Annotated in this window: 8 protein-coding genes, 2 tRNA genes and 6 rRNA genes; all 16 read left to right on the forward strand. The window is 43.3% G+C overall.

The window, feature by feature from the left end; all coding sequences use genetic code 11:
* The 16 genes from dnaA (at position 1) to rrf (ACE1MS_RS00080) (ending at position 22,053) form a co-directional block, all read left to right on the forward strand.
* Complete coding sequence (dnaA, locus tag ACE1MS_RS00005; RefSeq protein ID WP_025115702.1) at positions 1–1,350, forward strand: chromosomal replication initiator protein DnaA; 1,350 nt, start codon at positions 1–3, stop codon at positions 1,348–1,350.
* Between the two features lie 170 nt (positions 1,351–1,520).
* A complete protein-coding gene (gene dnaN / locus ACE1MS_RS00010) occupies positions 1,521–2,657 on the forward strand; it encodes a DNA polymerase III subunit beta (protein WP_012291829.1) in 1,137 nt (378 codons plus the stop codon).
* A gap of 111 nt (positions 2,658–2,768) precedes the next feature.
* On the forward strand, positions 2,769–2,993 hold the full coding sequence (gene yaaA / locus ACE1MS_RS00015) for a S4 domain-containing protein YaaA (protein ID WP_012291830.1): 225 nt from the start codon (positions 2,769–2,771) through the stop codon (positions 2,991–2,993).
* A 3-nt stretch (positions 2,994–2,996) separates the two neighbouring features.
* On the forward strand, positions 2,997–4,112 hold the full coding sequence (gene recF / locus ACE1MS_RS00020) for a DNA replication/repair protein RecF (RefSeq protein WP_447402634.1): 1,116 nt from the start codon (positions 2,997–2,999) through the stop codon (positions 4,110–4,112).
* A gap of 92 nt (positions 4,113–4,204) precedes the next feature.
* Positions 4,205–6,139: a DNA topoisomerase (ATP-hydrolyzing) subunit B gene (gyrB, locus tag ACE1MS_RS00025; protein ID WP_012291832.1), complete on the forward strand. Its 1,935-nt coding sequence runs from the start codon at positions 4,205–4,207 to the stop codon at positions 6,137–6,139.
* Between the two features lie 25 nt (positions 6,140–6,164).
* Positions 6,165–8,630, forward strand: coding sequence for a DNA gyrase subunit A (gene gyrA, locus ACE1MS_RS00030; RefSeq protein WP_012291833.1), 2,466 nt, complete (start codon positions 6,165–6,167; stop codon positions 8,628–8,630).
* Positions 8,631–8,771: 141 nt separating this feature from the next.
* Positions 8,772–9,854: an HD-GYP domain-containing protein gene (locus tag ACE1MS_RS00035; protein ID WP_012291834.1), complete on the forward strand. Its 1,083-nt coding sequence runs from the start codon at positions 8,772–8,774 to the stop codon at positions 9,852–9,854.
* A gap of 391 nt (positions 9,855–10,245) precedes the next feature.
* Positions 10,246–11,797 (forward strand): 16S ribosomal RNA (locus tag ACE1MS_RS00040).
* Between the two features lie 93 nt (positions 11,798–11,890).
* Positions 11,891–11,967 (forward strand) — tRNA-Ile (locus tag ACE1MS_RS00045).
* A 12-nt stretch (positions 11,968–11,979) separates the two neighbouring features.
* A tRNA-Ala gene (locus tag ACE1MS_RS00050) sits at positions 11,980–12,055 on the forward strand.
* Between the two features lie 213 nt (positions 12,056–12,268).
* Positions 12,269–15,196 (forward strand): 23S ribosomal RNA (locus tag ACE1MS_RS00055).
* A 187-nt stretch (positions 15,197–15,383) separates the two neighbouring features.
* Positions 15,384–15,499: ribosomal RNA gene (gene rrf / locus ACE1MS_RS00060) — 5S ribosomal RNA — on the forward strand.
* 271 nt (positions 15,500–15,770) lie between these two features.
* Positions 15,771–16,664, forward strand: coding sequence for a patatin-like phospholipase family protein (locus tag ACE1MS_RS00065; protein WP_012291836.1), 894 nt, complete (start codon positions 15,771–15,773; stop codon positions 16,662–16,664).
* Between the two features lie 300 nt (positions 16,665–16,964).
* Positions 16,965–18,516 (forward strand): 16S ribosomal RNA (locus ACE1MS_RS00070).
* A gap of 307 nt (positions 18,517–18,823) precedes the next feature.
* Positions 18,824–21,751 (forward strand): 23S ribosomal RNA (locus tag ACE1MS_RS00075).
* A 186-nt stretch (positions 21,752–21,937) separates the two neighbouring features.
* Positions 21,938–22,053, forward strand: a 5S ribosomal RNA gene (gene rrf / locus ACE1MS_RS00080).
* Together the 16S, 23S and 5S rRNA genes with 2 tRNA genes alongside form the textbook arrangement of a ribosomal RNA operon.
* Positions 22,054–22,094 lie beyond the last annotated feature (41 nt).

Consider the following 22,094-nt stretch of genomic DNA (forward strand, 5'->3'; position numbering starts at 1 on the left):
TTGGAACATTTAGAAGAATTATGGAATAATGTCCTGGCTCAAGTTGAACAAAAAATTTCTAAACCAAGCTTCGAAACGTGGCTAAAATCTACCAAATTACTGTCCTACAATGGCAGTGGTTCAACTGTGACAATAGCTGCGCCAAATTCGTTTGCTCGAGATTGGCTTGAGAATCATTATATTCATTTGATTACAGGTATATTAACGGAGCTTACAGGCGAAGACTTGCTTATTAAATTTGTTGTTCAAAAAAACCAGGATTCGGACGATTTTGATTTGCCGGCGCCGATTATCCAAGCAAAGAATAACGATCACCATGATATTTCACCGGGGATGTTAAACCCGAAGTATACTTTTGATACGTTTGTTATTGGCTCTGGTAACCGCTTTGCACATGCTGCCTCTCTAGCAGTCGCTGAAGCACCTGCAAAGGCTTATAACCCTTTCTTCATCTATGGGGGAGTTGGGCTTGGTAAGACACACTTAATGCATGCCATCGGTCATTATGTTTTAGAGCATAATCCTAATGCAAAGGTGGTCTATTTATCATCTGAGAAATTTACAAATGAATTTATTAACTCTATTCGTGATAACAAAGCACTTGATTTTCGCAATAAATACCGCAATGTGGATGTACTGCTAATTGATGATATTCAATTCCTTGCTGGAAAAGAATCAACTCAAGAAGAATTTTTCCACACGTTTAATACTTTACACGAGGAATCCAAGCAAATTGTTATATCGAGTGACAGACCTCCTAAGGAAATTCCTACATTAGAGGATCGGCTACGTTCACGTTTTGAATGGGGATTAATAACGGATATTGCACCTCCTGATTTGGAAACACGAATTGCTATTTTGCGTAAAAAAGCAAAAGCAGATGGTTTAGAGGTACCCAATGAAGTAATGCTCTATATTGCGAACCAGATTGACTCCAATATTAGGGAGCTTGAAGGTGCGCTTATTCGCGTCGTTGCCTATTCATCGCTCGTAAACAAAGATATTAATGCCACACTTGCTGCTGAGGCACTTAAAGATATCATTCCTAATTCAAAGCCACGAACTGTGACAATATTAGACATTCAAAATGCTGTTGGTGAGCATTTTAGTATACGTTTAGAAGATTTTACGGCGAAAAAGCGTACAAAGTTAATTGCTTTTCCTCGCCAAATTGCCATGTATTTATCACGTGAATTAACAGATTTTTCACTGCCGAAAATTGGCGAAGAATTTGGTGGACGTGATCATACAACTGTGATTCATGCTCACGAAAAAATATCTTCTTTGTTGAAAAATGACGTCCAGCTTCAACAAGATGTTAAACAAATTCGTAGCATGCTAGGGAAGTAATTACTGTGGACAATCCTACTATTTAAACACAAACTTATACACAGTCTATCTACATGTGGATAGACTGATTTTATTCATAAAAAGGCACTTATCCACAAATCCACAGAGCCTATTACTATATCTTTTTTATTTTATATAAATAAATAATATAAATATGTGAGGGAAAACGAATGAAATTTGATATTTTACGTGACCGTTTATTAGAGGGTTTAAATGATGTCATGAAAGCGGTAAGTTCAAAAACAACTATTCCAATTTTAACAGGCATCAAAATTGATGTAACTGAAGAAGGTATTCGCTTAACAGGTAGTGATGCGGATATTACAATTCAAACATTTATCCCCGTTGAGGAAGATGGACAACAGATCATTCACATTGCAGAAACAGGATCAATTGTTGTACAAGCCCGTATGTTTAATGAAATTATACGTAAATTACCAACAAATGATGTTGAAATCCAAGTAACTCCTGGTTTCCAAACGCATATTCGCTCAGGTAAATCGGAGTTCCATTTAATTGGCTCTGATGCAGCTGAATATCCATTATTACCGGAATTAACAGAGGATCAAAAATTTACTATTCCTGCTGATCTTTTAAAAACAATTATTCGTGAAACTGTATTCGCCGTTGCCACTTCTGAAAGTAGACCCGTGTTGACAGGTGTAAACTGGCAGATTAAAAATGAAACATTAATCTGTGTTGCAACAGATAGTCATCGTTTAGCAAGACGTAAGGTTCAACTGGAAAATTTACCAGAGGTTGAACATAGTGTTGTAATCCCAGGAAAAAGTTTAAATGAATTAAATAAAGTATTAGAGGATTCTACAAACCTTGTTCAAATTGTTATTACAAGTCAGCAGGTATTGTTTAAAACAGGGGATGTATTATTCTTCTCACGTTTACTAGAAGGAAATTACCCAGACACTTCCCGTTTAATTCCAGAAGAATACCAAACTAATGTTACAATTAATGGTAAGTCTTTATTACAAGCTATAGACCGTGCTTCGCTTGTAGCAAGAGGGGATCGTAATAATGTTGTCCGTTTTGAAATATTGGGTCATCAAGCAGTTGAGGTTTCTTCTAATTCACCTGAAATCGGTAAAGTACAAGAAGAAATTCCTGTTGAGTCATTAGAAGGAGAAGGCTTGAAAATTTCCTTTAGTGCCAAATATATGATGGAAGCATTGAAAGCTATCGATGGCCAAGATGTAGTCATTCAATTTACAGGCGCAATGAGACCATTTATTTTACGCTCGGTTCATGACGATGCAATTTTACAATTAATTTTACCTGTACGTACTTACTAAAAATTTAAGATCTGTTAGGATAGTCGCAATTTGCGGCTATCTTTTTTACTTATGGCGAAATTTTAGGTATGATAGAGAGATAGACAGTCTGTATTTGGAGGGAAACACACTATGCAGGACATTAAAATCGATGAGGAGTTCATCACGTTAGGGCAGCTATTAAAAATATCTGATGCCATTAGTTCAGGTGGAATGGCTAAGTGGTTTTTACAGGAAAATGCTGTGTATGTCAATGGAGAAGTAGATGATCGTCGAGGTCGTAAATTACGAAACGGAGACGTTGTAAATATACCAGGATGTGGTCGTTTTCAAATCGTAGGACCAACTGGGCAGTAAACTATGCATATTGAACAAATAAAACTTACAAATTACCGTAATTATGATGCCTTAGCTTTAAACTTCTCTCCTAAAATTAATGTGTTCATTGGTGAAAATGCTCAAGGAAAAACAAATGTTATGGAGTCTATCTACGTACTAGCAATGGCTAAATCCCATCGAACAACGAACGATAAAGAATTGATACGTTGGGATTCAGACTATGGTAAAATAGAAGGGGCAGTTCAAAAAAGACATGGTATTTTACCGATAGAGCTTACGATTACAAAGAAAGGTAAAAAGGGCAAGCTAAATCATATAGAGCAAAGTCGCCTTAGTCATTATATTGGCCAAATGAACGTCGTTATGTTTGCACCAGAAGATTTAAACGTTGTAAAAGGTAGTCCGCAAATACGCCGACGTTTTATTGATATGGAGATTGGGCAAATTTCGCCTGTCTATTTACACGATTTATTAACCTTTCAAAAAGTTTTAAAACAACGTAACCATTTCTTAAAGATGAACCAGGGCAAGTCCATGTCAAATGATGTGATGTATGAGGTTTATAATGAACAATATATTCATGCAGCTACCCAAATTATTCGTAAAAGATTTCAATTTATGGATTTATTGCAGGAGTGGGCTGAACCTATACATGCAGGTATATCACAAGGGAAGGAAACGCTCATTATAAAATATCGTACGGTAGCTGGAATAGAAAAAGAACATTCTTCTAGCGAAATTGAAAATACTTTACATCAAAAATTGATGGAAGCAAGAGAACGTGAATTTGACAGAGGTGTAACGTTAGTTGGTCCACATCGTGATGATTTGCAGTTTTTAGTAAATGGCTATGATGTGCAAACATATGGCTCTCAAGGACAGCAGCGTACAACTGCATTGTCTTTAAAACTTGCTGAAATTGAATTAATTAAACAAGAAACAAATGAAACACCCATACTACTTTTAGATGATGTCTTGTCGGAACTCGATGATTATCGTCAATCGCATTTATTAAATACCATTCAAGGTGAAGTGCAAACCTTTGTCACAACGACAAGTGTTGAAGGTATTCATCATGAAACGATGGAGCAGGCTCAACTGTTCCACGTGAAACAAGGTGCGATTGAAAAAAGTTAGCCAGGGTAGTTTTTTAGATTACAAAAGAATGGTAATAGTCAGCTCGGTTGACTGTTCATTCATTTACACACAATGATGTTATGAAGGAGTAGATGAAAGCCGTGGCTATAGAGAACGAAGGTTTACAAAACCAAGCTTATGAGGCCGATCAGATACAGGTATTAGAAGGTTTAGAGGCAGTACGTAAAAGACCAGGGATGTATATCGGTTCAACAAGCTCAAAAGGGTTACACCACTTAGTATGGGAAATCGTTGATAATAGTATCGATGAAGCTCTGGCAGGATTTTGTACTGATATACAGGTAACAATAGAAAAAGAAAATTGGATTCGTGTAGAAGATAACGGTCGTGGTATTCCAGTCAGCATTCAAGAAAAGATGGGTAAGCCTGCTGTTGAAGTTATCATGACGGTTTTACATGCTGGTGGTAAATTTGGTGGTGGAGGCTATAAAGTTTCAGGTGGTCTACATGGAGTAGGGGCATCCGTTGTAAATGCTCTTTCTGTTGAAACAATTGTGCAAGTTCACCGTGAAGGTCATATTCATGAAATCAAATTCCAACGTGGAAAAACGATACAAGAACTAAAGATTATTGGCGATACAGACCGTAATGGAACAACAACACGTTTTAAAGCGGACCCAGAAATTTTTAAAGAAACTACTGTTTATGAATATGATATTTTAGCTCACCGTATTCGAGAATTGGCATATTTAAATCGTGGAATCAAGATTACCATTGCTGATGAACGAGAAGGCGAGGAGCGTTCAACTACATATCACTATGAAGGTGGTATCCGTTCATATGTTGAGCACCTAAATCAATCTAAAGAGCCTATTCATGATCCGATTGATGTTCTTGGAGAAAAAGATGGTATCTCTGTTGAGATTGCTATGCAATACAATGCAGGTTTCTCTTCTAATATTTTTTCATTTGCTAATAATATTAATACGTATGAAGGTGGTACACATGAGTCTGGTTTTAAAACAGCTCTTACACGCGTCATTAATGATTACGCACGAAAAGGTGGATTGTTGAAAGAAGCGGATGCCAATTTGACAGGTGAGGATGTACGCGAAGGCTTAACAGCTATTGTCTCTGTTAAACATCCGGATCCTCAATTTGAGGGGCAAACAAAAACAAAGCTAGGGAACTCAGAAGTTAGTCAAATTACTAACTCTTTATTCTCGGATGGTTTTGAACGATTTATGTTGGAAAATCCAACTGTTGCACGCAAAGTTGTTGAAAAAGGTTTAATGGCAGCTCGTGCTCGTGTCGCAGCCAAAAAGGCCCGTGAGTTTACCCGTCGTAAAAATGCATTGGAAGTGTCAAGCTTGCCTGGTAAATTGGCGGACTGTTCTTCAACAAATCCAGCTGATTGTGAAATCTATATTGTTGAGGGTGATTCTGCGGGAGGATCAGCTAAATCAGGACGTGATCGTCACTTCCAAGCAATATTGCCTTTACGTGGGAAAATTCTCAATGTTGAAAAGGCACGCTTAGATAAGATTTTATCGAACGCAGAAATCCGTGCCATGATTACAGCATTCGGTACTGGTATTGGAGAAGAGTTCAATTTAGAAAAGGCCCGTTATCATAAAATCATTATTATGACAGATGCCGATGTTGATGGTGCACATATTCGTACATTGCTTTTAACATTCTTCTTCCGTTTCCTTCGTCCACTTATAGAGGCAGGCTATATTTACATTGCACAGCCACCACTTTATCAAGTGAAACAAGGTAAGCATGTTGAATATTGCTATGATGATGAAACATTAAAAGAAATTTTAGAACGTCTACCAAAAATGCCAAAACCGAATGTACAGCGTTATAAAGGTCTTGGTGAAATGAATGCTGAACAACTTTGGGATACTACAATGGATCCAGAGCACCGTACATTATTACAAGTAGAATTAGATGATGCAATTAAAGCTAACCAAGCATTTGAGCGTTTAATGGGCGATGAAGTTGAACCTCGTCGTCAATTTATCGAGGAAAATGCTGTTTACGCTAATTTAGATATCTAATTTTTCTTGAGAGGAGGTCTACACTTTGTCAGAACAAGAACGCTCCGGTGTTAAAGGAATTAATATTACAGAAGAAATTGAAACATCCTTTCTTGATTATGCAATGAGTGTAATTGTTTCACGTGCATTACCTGATGTACGTGATGGATTAAAACCAGTACATCGTCGTATTTTATATGGGATGCAGGAGTTAGGAAATACAGCAGATAAACCTTACAAAAAATCAGCACGTATTGTTGGGGATGTAATGGGTAAGTACCATCCACATGGTGACTCTTCCATTTATGACGCTATGGTACGTATGGCGCAAGATTTCAGCTATCGTTATATGCTTGTTGACGGTCATGGGAACTTTGGTTCTGTTGATGGTGATGGAGCTGCAGCTATGCGTTATACAGAATCACGTATGTCTAAAATTGCGATGGAAATGCTACGTGATATCAATAAAGATACAATTGACTATACAGATAACTATGATGGCTCTGAAAAAGAACCGATTGTTTTACCAAGTCGTTATCCAAACTTATTGGTAAACGGTGCTGCAGGGATTGCTGTTGGTATGGCCACAAATATTCCTCCTCACCATCTAGGTGAAACCATTGATGCGGTTATAGCACTTTCTGAAAACCCAGCTATTACCACAGAGGAATTGATGGAAATCATCCCTGGCCCGGATTTCCCTACTGGCGGATTAATTTTGGGCCGTAGTGGTATTCGTAGAGCTTATGAATCTGGCCGTGGTTCCATCATTATTCGTGCGAAGGTGGAAATTGAGCAAAAAGCTAATGGTAAGGAAACTATCCTTGTTCACGAGTTACCATACCAAGTAAATAAGGCAAAGCTGATTGAAAAAATTGCAGAGCTTGTCCGTGATAAAAAAATCGATGGTATTACGAATTTACGTGATGAGTCAGACCGTCGTGGTATGCGAGTAGTGATTGAGGTACGAAAAGATGCAAATGCTAATGTAGTTTTAAACAATCTTTACAAACAAACAGCTATGCAATCAAGCTTTGGTATCAATATGCTGTCATTAGTAAATGGTCAGCCAAAGGTATTAGGCTTAAAAGAAATGCTATACCATTATTTAGAGCACCAAAAAGTTATTATTCGTCGTCGTACTGAATTCGATCTTCGAAAAGCAGAGGACCGTGCACATATTTTAGAAGGCTTACGAATTGCATTAGACCATATTGATGAAATAATTGCGATTATTCGTGGTTCACGTAGTGGTGAAGAAGCGAAGCCTCAATTAATGGAGCGTTTTAATTTATCAGAACGACAAGCTCAAGCCATTTTAGATATGCGTTTAGTTCGTTTAAGTGGCTTAGAGCGTGAAAAAATTGAAGCGGAATATCAAGAGCTTCAGGTTCTAATCGCTGAATTAAAGGCAATTTTAGCGGACGAAGCTAAAATTGTTGATATCATTCGTACTGAAATTTTAGAGCTGAAAGACCGCTATAGTGATACACGCCGTACTGAAATTACTTCTGGCGGTATTGAAATGATTGAGGATGAGGATCTAATTCCTGTTGAAAATTCAGTCGTTACTTTAACGCATAACGGCTATATTAAACGTTTAGCTGCGAATACATATCGTAGTCAGAAACGCGGTGGTCGTGGTGTTCAGGGAATGGGTACAAACGAAGATGACTTTGTAGAGCATCTTATGAATACCTCTACACATGATACAATTCTATTCTTTACTTCCAAAGGTAAAGTATTTAGAGCGAAAGGTTACGAAATTCCAGAGTATGGTCGTACAGCTAAAGGGCTACCGATTGTTAACTTGCTCAATATCGATAAAGGTGAGAAAGTAACAGCGATGATTCGTGTTGGATCATTTGATGAAGATGCGTACTTTATCTTTACAACTAAAACAGGTATTACGAAACGTACACCTGTATCACAATTTGCCAACATTCGTACGAATGGTTTAATAGCTATCAGTTTACGAGAAGATGATGATCTTATTTCTGTTCGTTTAACAGATGGGGATAAGCAAATTATCATCGGTACACGTGATGGTATGCTTGTTCGTTTCCAGGAAGATGATATTCGTTCTATGGGACGTACAGCTGGTGGTGTACGAGGTATTAAACTTCGTGATGGTGACGAAGTAGTAGGTATGGAGATTGTTGAACCAGGACAAGAAATTTTAGTAGTTACTGAAAAAGGTTATGGTAAACGTACTTCTGAAGATGATTATCGTTTACAAAGCCGTGGTGGCGTTGGATTAAAAACAATGCAAATTACTGATAAAAATGGTCCGATGGTGGCTGTGAAAACAGTTGATGGTTCAGAGGATATTATGCTTATTACTATTAACGGCATGCTTATTCGTATGGATGTTAATGATATTTCATTAATTGGACGCAGCACACAAGGTGTTCGTTTAATTCGCTTAGGTGATGATGAATTAGTTGCAACTGTAGCTAAGGTTGAAAAAGAAGAAGAGTTGCCTGAAGATGAAGAGGAAATAGAGGAATAACTTAAACCGATGACGACAGCGTTCATGTCGTTCATCGGTTTTTTATTATAAATAATGAAAAATAAGTAATTATTTTGAATTACATGATAAAATAAAGGTACCCTTATTTGAAGCAAGTTAAAGTGGAGAGGTGTTCATTTCATGGAAACAATACATGTTCCAATTTCAGAGTTAGGCGTTGGTAGAGTAATTTCTGAAGATATTTTTGCTAATACACAGTATCCTATCATCTTTAAAGATACAACGATTTCCCATGTACATTTACAAGTTTTTCAGGCATTTAATATTTTTAACGTCCCTGTTTATAAAAATCAAAACGATATTCATTCAGAAAAGAGAGAAATAGATGTAGAAGTAGTAGTAGAGGACATTCCGACTTTTAGAAAATCTTATAATCATTCTATTGAACAATTTAAAAAGGAATTCAAAAATTGGGAAGCAGGTTCTAAGGTAGATATCGCCAAAGCGAGAACCATTATATTGCCTTTGGTGGAGATGGTATTGGAGGATCGAACAATTATTTTTGATTTAAATGAGTTTTCTAATCCTAAAGACTATTTATATCACCATTGTGTAGCTACTGCCCTGATTTCCTCTGTAGTTGCTCAAAAGTTGGGTTATGATAGGGGGACTACAATTCAAATTGCGATAGGTGGTCTATTGGCTGATTGTGGAATGGCTAAAGTACACCCCCGAATTCGAGATAAAAAGACACCTCTTACTGAGCAAGAGTTTGATGAAATTTATAAACATCCAATTTATAGCTATAACATGGTGAAGGATTTAACCATTTTAAAAGAAACTATGAAAGAGGCAATATTCCAACACCATGAACGTTTAAATGGTAGTGGATATCCGAAAGGTGAAAAGATTGCTAATATTTCTATCTTTGCACAAATCATTGCTGTGGCAGATGTATTCCATGCTATGACATGTGAACGAGTATACAGGTCCAAGCAATCTTCATTTAAAGTAATAGAAATGATTAATGAATCTGAGTTTGGTAAGTTTGATATTAAAGTGGTACGTGCATTAATCGATATTGTAGCGGATCTTCCTATTGGTACAATTGTTGAACTTTCTAACTTGGAGCGTGGAGAAGTCATGTTTGTAAATAAGTTTGCGCCAACACGTCCACTCATTAAATTAGTTCATACAGGTGAAATTTTTGATTTAGGAAAAAATCGCAGTTTTTATATTTCTCGAATTATTACTAATTTATAGAAAGGCACGCCATAACTATGGCTGCCTTTTCTCATTCATATTAAGGATAATAAAGAGAAGAGGTAGGCTATTACGTAAAGTAAAACACCTTCATTTACATTACTCTTTTCTACAGGCAATATAATATTTTCACGTACAATTAAGTATTTGAGTGACTAAAATATAATCTATTGAAATATTTTTAGATAATATGTTGACATAGTTGTCGAATCTTGATATTATAAATAAGTCGCCAAGAGGTGACGCTGAAATAAACAACATGAACCTTGAAAACTGAACAAGCAAAACGTAATCAATAAAGTTTTAAGTAGCTAGCCTAGCTAGTGAACGAAACAAAATTTTGGACATCAAAATTGATGCCAGCAAAACAATTTGAGCTAATCAAATTTCTTTTATGGAGAGTTTGATCCTGGCTCAGGACGAACGCTGGCGGCGTGCCTAATACATGCAAGTCGAGCGAACAGAGAAGGAGCTTGCTCCTTTGACGTTAGCGGCGGACGGGTGAGTAACACGTGGGCAACCTACCTTATAGTTTGGGATAACTCCGGGAAACCGGGGCTAATACCGAATAATCTGTTTCACCTCATGGTGAAATATTGAAAGACGGTTTCGGCTGTCGCTATAGGATGGGCCCGCGGCGCATTAGCTAGTTGGTGAGGTAACGGCTCACCAAGGCGACGATGCGTAGCCGACCTGAGAGGGTGATCGGCCACACTGGGACTGAGACACGGCCCAGACTCCTACGGGAGGCAGCAGTAGGGAATCTTCCACAATGGGCGAAAGCCTGATGGAGCAACGCCGCGTGAGTGAAGAAGGATTTCGGTTCGTAAAACTCTGTTGTAAGGGAAGAACAAGTACAGTAGTAACTGGCTGTACCTTGACGGTACCTTATTAGAAAGCCACGGCTAACTACGTGCCAGCAGCCGCGGTAATACGTAGGTGGCAAGCGTTGTCCGGAATTATTGGGCGTAAAGCGCGCGCAGGTGGTTTCTTAAGTCTGATGTGAAAGCCCACGGCTCAACCGTGGAGGGTCATTGGAAACTGGGAGACTTGAGTGCAGAAGAGGATAGTGGAATTCCAAGTGTAGCGGTGAAATGCGTAGAGATTTGGAGGAACACCAGTGGCGAAGGCGACTATCTGGTCTGTAACTGACACTGAGGCGCGAAAGCGTGGGGAGCAAACAGGATTAGATACCCTGGTAGTCCACGCCGTAAACGATGAGTGCTAAGTGTTAGGGGGTTTCCGCCCCTTAGTGCTGCAGCTAACGCATTAAGCACTCCGCCTGGGGAGTACGGTCGCAAGACTGAAACTCAAAGGAATTGACGGGGGCCCGCACAAGCGGTGGAGCATGTGGTTTAATTCGAAGCAACGCGAAGAACCTTACCAGGTCTTGACATCCCGTTGACCACTGTAGAGATATGGTTTCCCCTTCGGGGGCAACGGTGACAGGTGGTGCATGGTTGTCGTCAGCTCGTGTCGTGAGATGTTGGGTTAAGTCCCGCAACGAGCGCAACCCTTGATCTTAGTTGCCATCATTTAGTTGGGCACTCTAAGGTGACTGCCGGTGACAAACCGGAGGAAGGTGGGGATGACGTCAAATCATCATGCCCCTTATGACCTGGGCTACACACGTGCTACAATGGACGATACAAACGGTTGCCAACTCGCGAGAGGGAGCTAATCCGATAAAGTCGTTCTCAGTTCGGATTGTAGGCTGCAACTCGCCTACATGAAGCCGGAATCGCTAGTAATCGCGGATCAGCATGCCGCGGTGAATACGTTCCCGGGCCTTGTACACACCGCCCGTCACACCACGAGAGTTTGTAACACCCGAAGTCGGTGAGGTAACCTTTTGGAGCCAGCCGCCGAAGGTGGGATAGATGATTGGGGTGAAGTCGTAACAAGGTAGCCGTATCGGAAGGTGCGGCTGGATCACCTCCTTTCTAAGGATATTTTCGGAATACAAACCTTGGGTTTGTAAGATTACGTTTTGCGTTCAGTTTTGAAGGTTTATTAATGATATAAAACTTCCAAGAGGGCCTATAGCTCAGCTGGTTAGAGCGCACGCCTGATAAGCGTGAGGTCGATGGTTCGAGTCCATTTAGGCCCACCATATATACCTCTTGGGGCCTTAGCTCAGCTGGGAGAGCGCCTGCCTTGCACGCAGGAGGTCAGCGGTTCGATCCCGCTAGGCTCCACCAAACTTGTTCTTTGAAAACTGGATAAAACGACATTGAAAATGTAACAAACACATTTATTTTTTAAGTTTTTTTATAGGCTTAATAACATGATAAGGTTTTCAGACACGAGCAGTTCTAGGAAGCAATCGAGTAAATGAAGGAGCGTACTTCAGTACGTGACTGATTGAACGAGTGAGGCTGACAACGAAATGTGAAGTGTATGGAAAGCTGATAGGTTAAGTTATTAAGGGCGCACGGCGAATGCCTTGGCACTAGGAGCCGAAGAAGGACGGCACTAACACCGATATGCTTCGGGGAGCTGTAAGTGAGCTTTGATCCGGAGATTTCCGAATGGGGGAACCCACTACGTTTAATCGCGTAGTATCTTGACGTGAATACATAGCGTCTTGAAGGCAGACCCAGGGAACTGAAACATCTAAGTACCTGGAGGAAGAGAAAGAAAAATCGATTCCCTGAGTAGCGGCGAGCGAAACGGGAAGAGCCCAAACCAAGAGGCTTGCCTCTTGGGGTTGTAGGACACTCAATACGGAGTTACAAAAGAGCGAGTTAGATGAAGCGACTTGGAAAGGTCCGCCAGAGCAGGTAAAAGCCCTGTAGTCGAAAGTTCGTTCTCTCCTGAGTGGATCCTGAGTACGGCGGAACACGTGAAATTCCGTCGGAATCCGGGAGGACCATCTCCCAAGGCTAAATACTACCTAGTGACCGATAGTGAACCAGTACCGTGAGGGAAAGGTGAAAAGCACCCCGGAAGGGGAGTGAAAGAGATCCTGAAACCGTGTGCCTACAAGTAGTTAGAGCCCGTTAATGGGTGATAGCGTGCCTTTTGTAGAATGAACCGGCGAGTTACGATTACGTGCGAGGTTAAGCTTTAGAAGGCGGAGCCGCAGCGAAAGCGAGTCTGAATAGGGCGAAATAGTACGTGGTCGTAGACCCGAAACCAGGTGATCTACCCATGTCCAGGGTGAAGGTAAGGTAACACTTACTGGAGGCCCGAACCCACGCACGTTGAAAAGTGCGGGGATGAGGTGTGGGTAGCGGAGAAATTCCAATCGAACTTGGAGATAGCTGGTTCTCTCCGAAATAGCTTTAGGGCTAGCCTCGTGATGAGAATACTGGAGGTAGAGCACTGTTTGGACTAGGGGGCCATCCCGGTTTACCGAATTCAGACAAACTCCGAATGCCAGATATTTATACACGGGAGTCAGACTGCGAGTGATAAGATCCGTAGTCAAAAGGGAAACAGCCCAGACCACCAGCTAAGGTCCCAAAGTAATCGTTAAGTGGAAAAGGATGTGGCGTTGCACAGACAACCAGGATGTTGGCTTAGAAGCAGCCATCATTTAAAGAAAGCGTAATAGCTCACTGGTCGAGTCGGCCTGCGCGGAAGATGTAACGGGGCTAAACCATGCACCGAAGCTGTGGATTGACATCTACGATGTCAGTGGTAGGAGAGCGTTCTAAGTGCGTTGAAGTCAGACCGGAAGGACTGGTGGAGCGCTTAGAAGTGAGAATGCCGGTATGAGTAGCGAAAGACGGGTGAGAATCCTGTCCACCGTATGACTAAGGTTTCCTGAGGAAGGCTCGTCCGCTCAGGGTTAGTCGGGACCTAAGCCGAGGCCGATAGGCGTAGGCGATGGACAACAGGTTGATATTCCTGTACCACCTCCTCACCGTTTGAGAAATGGGGGGACGCAGTAGGATAGGGTAAGCGCGCTGTTGGTTATGCGCGTCCAAGCAGTAAGGCGTGTGTGTAGGCAAATCCGCACACTGTAACGTTGAGCTGTGATGGCGAGTCCGTATGGACGAAGTTCCTGATTTCACACTGCCAAGAAAAGCCTCTATCGAGGTGAGAGGTGCCCGTACCGCAAACCGACACAGGTAGTCGAGGAGAGAATCCTAAGGTGTGCGAGAGAACTCTCGTTAAGGAACTCGGCAAAATGACCCCGTAACTTCGGGAGAAGGGGTGCTCTTGAGCGTGCAAGCGCATGAGAGCCGCAGTGAATAGGCCCAGGCGACTGTTTAGCAAAAACACAGGTCTCTGCAAAACCGTAAGGTGACGTATAGGGGCTGACGCCTGCCCGGTGCTGGAAGGTTAAGAGGAGTGGTTAGCGCAAGCGAAGCTGCGAATTGAAGCCCCAGTAAACGGCGGCCGTAACTATAACGGTCCTAAGGTAGCGAAATTCCTTGTCGGGTAAGTTCCGACCCGCACGAAAGGCGTAACGATCTGGGCACTGTCTCAACGAGAGACTCGGTGAAATTATAGTACCTGTGAAGATGCAGGTTACCCGCGACAGGACGGAAAGACCCCGTGGAGCTTTACTGTAGCCTGATATTGAATTTTGGTACAACTTGTACAGGATAGGTAGGAGCCAGAGATCTCGGAGCGCCAGCTTCGAAGGAGGCGTCGGTGGGATACTACCCTGGTTGTATTGAAATTCTAACCCATGCCCCTTAGCGGGGCAGGAGACAGTGTCAGGCGGACAGTTTGACTGGGGCGGTCGCCTCCTAAAAGGTAACGGAGGCGCCCAAAGGTTCCCTCAGAATGGTTGGAAATCATTCGTAGAGTGTAAAGGCACAAGGGAGCTTGACTGCGAGACCTACAAGTCGAGCAGGGTCGAAAGACGGGCTTAGTGATCCGGTGGTTCCGCATGGAAGGGCCATCGCTCAACGGATAAAAGCTACCCCGGGGATAACAGGCTTATCTCCCCCAAGAGTCCACATCGACGGGGAGGTTTGGCACCTCGATGTCGGCTCATCGCATCCTGGGGCTGTAGTCGGTCCCAAGGGTTGGGCTGTTCGCCCATTAAAGCGGTACGCGAGCTGGGTTCAGAACGTCGTGAGACAGTTCGGTCCCTATCCGTCGTGGGCGTAGGAAATTTGAGAGGAGCTGTCCTTAGTACGAGAGGACCGGGATGGACACACCGCTGGTGTACCAGTTGTCTTGCCAAAGGCATCGCTGGGTAGCTATGTGTGGACGGGATAAGTGCTGAAAGCATCTAAGCATGAAGCCCCCCTCAAGATGAGATTTCCCATTACGCAAGTAAGTAAGATCCCTCAAAGACGATGAGGTAGATAGGTTCGAGGTGGAAGTGTGGTGACACATGGAGCTGACGAATACTAATCGATCGAGGACTTAACCAAAAAAGTTTGAAGCATTCAATGAACCGTTTATCCAGTTTTGAAAGAATAATTTCTTTTATAAAGGGTTTCAAGATACGAGTAGTTCGAGGAAGCAATGGAGAGAGGGAAGGAGCGTACTCAAGTACGTGACTGACTGAACGACAGGAGCTGACGAAGAAATGCGATGTATATTGAAAGCCGAACATAGTCTAGTGATGATGGCAAAGAGGTCACACCCGTTCCCATACCGAACACGGAAGTTAAGCTCTTTAGCGCCGATGGTAGTTGGGGGCTTCCCCCTGTGAGAGTAGGACGTCGCTAGGCAACAAAAACAGTCAGCTGTGTGCTGGCTGTTTTTTTATTTCATATGAAATACGTTTAAATTTAGTAAATGACAAAATTAAATAGATGCTATATAACTTCCTGATTTCTAAAAGAGGATACCTATCTATGAAATCGTATTATTTTCCTCAATATTATAAATAATTCCCTTTTCGGCAATAGACTGTCTTCGACATTAAAATACAAATTTTAGTTCTAATCATCTATTTGGATTCTTATAATGTAAAGATTACGGGAAAAGGGAGAGGGAATTATGTGGATTGATGGTGTTTTTTCTGGAGGAGGTTTGAAGGGTTTTGCCCTTGTCGGAGCATATCAAGTACTAGAAGATGAAAATTTCCGTTTTAAACGTGTTGCTGGTACAAGTGCAGGAGCAATTTTAGCTGCGTTCATTGCTGCAGGATATAGCGGTAGAGAAATCGAAATGATGCTTGAAGAGTTAGACGTACCTTCATTACTGGATTCTAGAAGAACAATATTACCTTTCCCTTTTATGAAATGGATAAATGTTTATAATCATTTAGGTCTGTATAAAGGAAAGGCATTAGAAAAGTGGTTCTTCAAAAAGCTGGCCGAAAAAGGGGTGTATACTTTTGGAGATCTACCTAAAGATTCTCTAAAGTTAGTCGCGTCAGATCTAACCAATGGTAGAATGATTGTATTACCAGATGATTTACACAAGTATGAAATTGATGCTAAGAATTTTTCGGTTGCTTGCGCCTTACGTATGAGCTGTGGTATACCATTTTTCTTCGAACCAGTTACATTAAAGACTGGAAAAGGTGAATCAATAATTGTGGATGGTGGTGTATTAAGTAATTTCCCATTATGGATTTTTGACGATAGGGAGGGAAGAAAAGTACGACCAATTTTAGGACTTAAATTAAGCAGACGGAGAGAGGAACAATGTCCTCATGAAATAAAAAATGGTTTGAATTTGTTTGAAGCATTATTTTCAACTATGAAAGATGCACATGATGAAAGATATATATCAAGAAGACATGAAAGAGATATAATTTTTATTCCTGTAGAAGATTATAGTGCTACGCAGTTCGATTTAAATGAGGAAACAAAAGAAACGCTCTTAGAAATAGGAAGAAATCGTACCATACAATTTTTACGAAACTGGCCACGATTAAGATTATAAAAAACAATTATAATAACTATTGACCATTAATAATAAGCATGTTATTATATAAAAGTTGCTGTTGAGATATGCAGCTACTAAAATATAAAAACAAAATAACTGTTTGACAAACAATATAAAACATGTTATTATATAAAAGTTAACTCTTAACAAAGCAGTGAACTTAAAAATGAACCTTGAAAACTGAACAAGCAAAACGTAATCAATAAAGTTTTAAGTAGCTAGCCTAGCTAGTGAACGAAACAAAATTTTGGACATCAAAATGATGCCAGCAAAACAATTTGAGCTAATCAAATTTCTTTTATGGAGAGTTTGATCCTGGCTCAGGACGAACGCTGGCGGCGTGCCTAATACATGCAAGTCGAGCGAACAGAGAAGGAGCTTGCTCCTTTGACGTTAGCGGCGGACGGGTGAGTAACACGTGGGCAACCTACCTTATAGTTTGGGATAACTCCGGGAAACCGGGGCTAATACCGAATAATCTGTTTCACCTCATGGTGAAATATTGAAAGACGGTTTCGGCTGTCGCTATAGGATGGGCCCGCGGCGCATTAGCTAGTTGGTGAGGTAACGGCTCACCAAGGCGACGATGCGTAGCCGACCTGAGAGGGTGATCGGCCACACTGGGACTGAGACACGGCCCAGACTCCTACGGGAGGCAGCAGTAGGGAATCTTCCACAATGGGCGAAAGCCTGATGGAGCAACGCCGCGTGAGTGAAGAAGGATTTCGGTTCGTAAAACTCTGTTGTAAGGGAAGAACAAGTACAGTAGTAACTGGCTGTACCTTGACGGTACCTTATTAGAAAGCCACGGCTAACTACGTGCCAGCAGCCGCGGTAATACGTAGGTGGCAAGCGTTGTCCGGAATTATTGGGCGTAAAGCGCGCGCAGGTGGTTTCTTAAGTCTGATGTGAAAGCCCACGGCTCAACCGTGGAGGGTCATTGGAAACTGGGAGACTTGAGTGCAGAAGAGGATAGTGGAATTCCAAGTGTAGCGGTGAAATGCGTAGAGATTTGGAGGAACACCAGTGGCGAAGGCGACTATCTGGTCTGTAACTGACACTGAGGCGCGAAAGCGTGGGGAGCAAACAGGATTAGATACCCTGGTAGTCCACGCCGTAAACGATGAGTGCTAAGTGTTAGGGGGTTTCCGCCCCTTAGTGCTGCAGCTAACGCATTAAGCACTCCGCCTGGGGAGTACGGTCGCAAGACTGAAACTCAAAGGAATTGACGGGGGCCCGCACAAGCGGTGGAGCATGTGGTTTAATTCGAAGCAACGCGAAGAACCTTACCAGGTCTTGACATCCCGTTGACCACTGTAGAGATATGGTTTCCCCTTCGGGGGCAACGGTGACAGGTGGTGCATGGTTGTCGTCAGCTCGTGTCGTGAGATGTTGGGTTAAGTCCCGCAACGAGCGCAACCCTTGATCTTAGTTGCCATCATTTAGTTGGGCACTCTAAGGTGACTGCCGGTGACAAACCGGAGGAAGGTGGGGATGACGTCAAATCATCATGCCCCTTATGACCTGGGCTACACACGTGCTACAATGGACGATACAAACGGTTGCCAACTCGCGAGAGGGAGCTAATCCGATAAAGTCGTTCTCAGTTCGGATTGTAGGCTGCAACTCGCCTACATGAAGCCGGAATCGCTAGTAATCGCGGATCAGCATGCCGCGGTGAATACGTTCCCGGGCCTTGTACACACCGCCCGTCACACCACGAGAGTTTGTAACACCCGAAGTCGGTGAGGTAACCTTTTGGAGCCAGCCGCCGAAGGTGGGATAGATGATTGGGGTGAAGTCGTAACAAGGTAGCCGTATCGGAAGGTGCGGCTGGATCACCTCCTTTCTAAGGATATTTTCGGAATACAAACCTAGGGTTTGTAAGATTACGTTTTGCGTTCAGTTTTGAAGGTTCATTCTTTCTGAATGAAATACTTCAAAACTTGTTCTTTGAAAACTGGATAAAACGACATTGAAATTGTAACAAACACATTTATTTTTTAAGTTTTTTTATAGGCTTAATAACATGATAAGGTTTTCAGACACGAGCAGTTCTAGGAAGCAATCGAGTAAATGAAGGAGCGTACTTCAGTACGTGACTGATTGAACGAGTGAGGCTGACAACGAAATGTGATGTGTATGGAAAGCTGATAGGTTAAGTTATTAAGGGCGCACGGCGAATGCCTTGGCACTAGGAGCCGAAGAAGGACGGCACTAACACCGATATGCTTCGGGGAGCTGTAAGTGAGCTTTGATCCGGAGATTTCCGAATGGGGGAACCCACTACGTTTAATCGCGTAGTATCTTGACGTGAATACATAGCGTCTTGAAGGCAGACCCAGGGAACTGAAACATCTAAGTACCTGGAGGAAGAGAAAGAAAAATCGATTCCCTGAGTAGCGGCGAGCGAAACGGGAAGAGCCCAAACCAAGAGGCTTGCCTCTTGGGGTTGTAGGACACTCAATACGGAGTTACAAAAGAGCGAGTTAGATGAAGCGACTTGGAAAGGTCCGCCAGAGCAGGTAAAAGCCCTGTAGTCGAAAGTTCGTTCTCTCCTGAGTGGATCCTGAGTACGGCGGAACACGTGAAATTCCGTCGGAATCCGGGAGGACCATCTCCCAAGGCTAAATACTACCTAGTGACCGATAGTGAACCAGTACCGTGAGGGAAAGGTGAAAAGCACCCCGGAAGGGGAGTGAAAGAGATCCTGAAACCGTGTGCCTACAAGTAGTTAGAGCCCGTTAATGGGTGATAGCGTGCCTTTTGTAGAATGAACCGGCGAGTTACGATTACGTGCGAGGTTAAGCTTTAGAAGGCGGAGCCGCAGCGAAAGCGAGTCTGAATAGGGCGAAATAGTACGTGGTCGTAGACCCGAAACCAGGTGATCTACCCATGTCCAGGGTGAAGGTAAGGTAACACTTACTGGAGGCCCGAACCCACGCACGTTGAAAAGTGCGGGGATGAGGTGTGGGTAGCGGAGAAATTCCAATCGAACTTGGAGATAGCTGGTTCTCTCCGAAATAGCTTTAGGGCTAGCCTCGTGATGAGAATACTGGAGGTAGAGCACTGTTTGGACTAGGGGGCCATCCCGGTTTACCGAATTCAGACAAACTCCGAATGCCAGATATTTATACACGGGAGTCAGACTGCGAGTGATAAGATCCGTAGTCAAAAGGGAAACAGCCCAGACCACCAGCTAAGGTCCCAAAGTAATCGTTAAGTGGAAAAGGATGTGGCGTTGCACAGACAACCAGGATGTTGGCTTAGAAGCAGCCATCATTTAAAGAGTGCGTAATAGCTCACTGGTCGAGTGACGCTGCGCCGAAAATGTATCGGGGCTAAACGATTCACCGAAGCTGTGGATTGACATCTACGATGTCAGTGGTAGGAGAGCGTTCTAAGTGCGTTGAAGTCAGACCGGAAGGACTGGTGGAGCGCTTAGAAGTGAGAATGCCGGTATGAGTAGCGAAAGACGGGTGAGAATCCCGTCCACCGTATGACTAAGGTTTCCTGAGGAAGGCTCGTCCGCTCAGGGTTAGTCGGGACCTAAGCCGAGGCCGATAGGCGTAGGCGATGGACAACAGGTTGATATTCCTGTACCACCTCCTCACCGTTTGAGAAATGGGGGGACGCAGTAGGATAGGGTAAGCGCGCTGTTGGTTATGCGCGTCCAAGCAGTAAGGCGTGTGTGTAGGCAAATCCGCACACTGTAACGTTGAGCTGTGATGGCGAGTCCGTATGGACGAAGTTCCTGATTTCACACTGCCAAGAAAAGCCTCTATCGAGGTGAGAGGTGCCCGTACCGCAAACCGACACAGGTAGTCGAGGAGAGAATCCTAAGGTGTGCGAGAGAACTCTCGTTAAGGAACTCGGCAAAATGACCCCGTAACTTCGGGAGAAGGGGTGCTCTTGAGCGTGCAAGCGCATGAGAGCCGCAGTGAATAGGCCCAGGCGACTGTTTAGCAAAAACACAGGTCTCTGCAAAACCGTAAGGTGACGTATAGGGGCTGACGCCTGCCCGGTGCTGGAAGGTTAAGAGGAGTGGTTAGCGCAAGCGAAGCTGCGAATTGAAGCCCCAGTAAACGGCGGCCGTAACTATAACGGTCCTAAGGTAGCGAAATTCCTTGTCGGGTAAGTTCCGACCCGCACGAAAGGCGTAACGATCTGGGCACTGTCTCAACGAGAGACTCGGTGAAATTATAGTACCTGTGAAGATGCAGGTTACCCGCGACAGGACGGAAAGACCCCGTGGAGCTTTACTGTAGCCTGATATTGAATTTTGGTACAACTTGTACAGGATAGGTAGGAGCCAGAGATCTCGGAGCGCCAGCTTCGAAGGAGGCGTCGGTGGGATACTACCCTGGTTGTATTGAAATTCTAACCCATGCCCCTTAGCGGGGCAGGAGACAGTGTCAGGCGGACAGTTTGACTGGGGCGGTCGCCTCCTAAAAGGTAACGGAGGCGCCCAAAGGTTCCCTCAGAATGGTTGGAAATCATTCGTAGAGTGTAAAGGCACAAGGGAGCTTGACTGCGAGACCTACAAGTCGAGCAGGGTCGAAAGACGGGCTTAGTGATCCGGTGGTTCCGCATGGAAGGGCCATCGCTCAACGGATAAAAGCTACCCCGGGGATAACAGGCTTATCTCCCCCAAGAGTCCACATCGACGGGGAGGTTTGGCACCTCGATGTCGGCTCATCGCATCCTGGGGCTGTAGTCGGTCCCAAGGGTTGGGCTGTTCGCCCATTAAAGCGGTACGCGAGCTGGGTTCAGAACGTCGTGAGACAGTTCGGTCCCTATCCGTCGTGGGCGTAGGAAATTTGAGAGGAGCTGTCCTTAGTACGAGAGGACCGGGATGGACACACCGCTGGTGTACCAGTTGTCTTGCCAAAGGCATCGCTGGGTAGCTATGTGTGGACGGGATAAGTGCTGAAAGCATCTAAGCATGAAGCCCCCCTCAAGATGAGATTTCCCATTACGCAAGTAAGTAAGATCCCTCAAAGACGATGAGGTAGATAGGTTCGAGGTGGAAGTGTGGTGACACATGGAGCTGACGAATACTAATCGATCGAGGACTTAACCAAAAAGTTTGAAGCATTCAATGAACCGTTTATCCAGTTTTGAAAGAATAATTTCTTTTATAAAGGGTTTCAAGATACGAGTAGTTCGAGGAAGCAATGGAGAGAGGGAAGGAGCGTACTCAAGTACGTGACTGACTGAACGACAGAAGCTGACGAAGAAATGCGGTGTATATTGAAAGCCGAACATAGTCTAGTGATGATGGCAAAGAGGTCACACCCGTTCCCATACCGAACACGGAAGTTAAGCTCTTTAGCGCCGATGGTAGTTGGGGGCTTCCCCCTGTGAGAGTAGGACGTCGCTAGGCAATAAAGCAGTCAGCTGTGTGCTGGCTGTTTTTTTATTATT

The organism is Lysinibacillus sp. fkY74-1 (assembly GCF_053165895.1).

Coding starts and splice junctions, on each gene's coding strand:
- dnaN (WP_012291829.1), top strand. CDS start 1,521: ATGAAATTTGATATTTTACGTGACCGTTTATTAGAGGGTTTAAATGAT.
- yaaA (WP_012291830.1), top strand. CDS start 2,769: ATGCAGGACATTAAAATCGATGAGGAGTTCATCACGTTAGGGCAGCTA.
- recF (WP_447402634.1), top strand. CDS start 2,997: ATGCATATTGAACAAATAAAACTTACAAATTACCGTAATTATGATGCC.
- gyrB (WP_012291832.1), top strand. CDS start 4,205: ATGAAAGCCGTGGCTATAGAGAACGAAGGTTTACAAAACCAAGCTTAT.
- ACE1MS_RS00035 (WP_012291834.1), top strand. CDS start 8,772: ATGGAAACAATACATGTTCCAATTTCAGAGTTAGGCGTTGGTAGAGTA.
- ACE1MS_RS00065 (WP_012291836.1), top strand. CDS start 15,771: ATGTGGATTGATGGTGTTTTTTCTGGAGGAGGTTTGAAGGGTTTTGCC.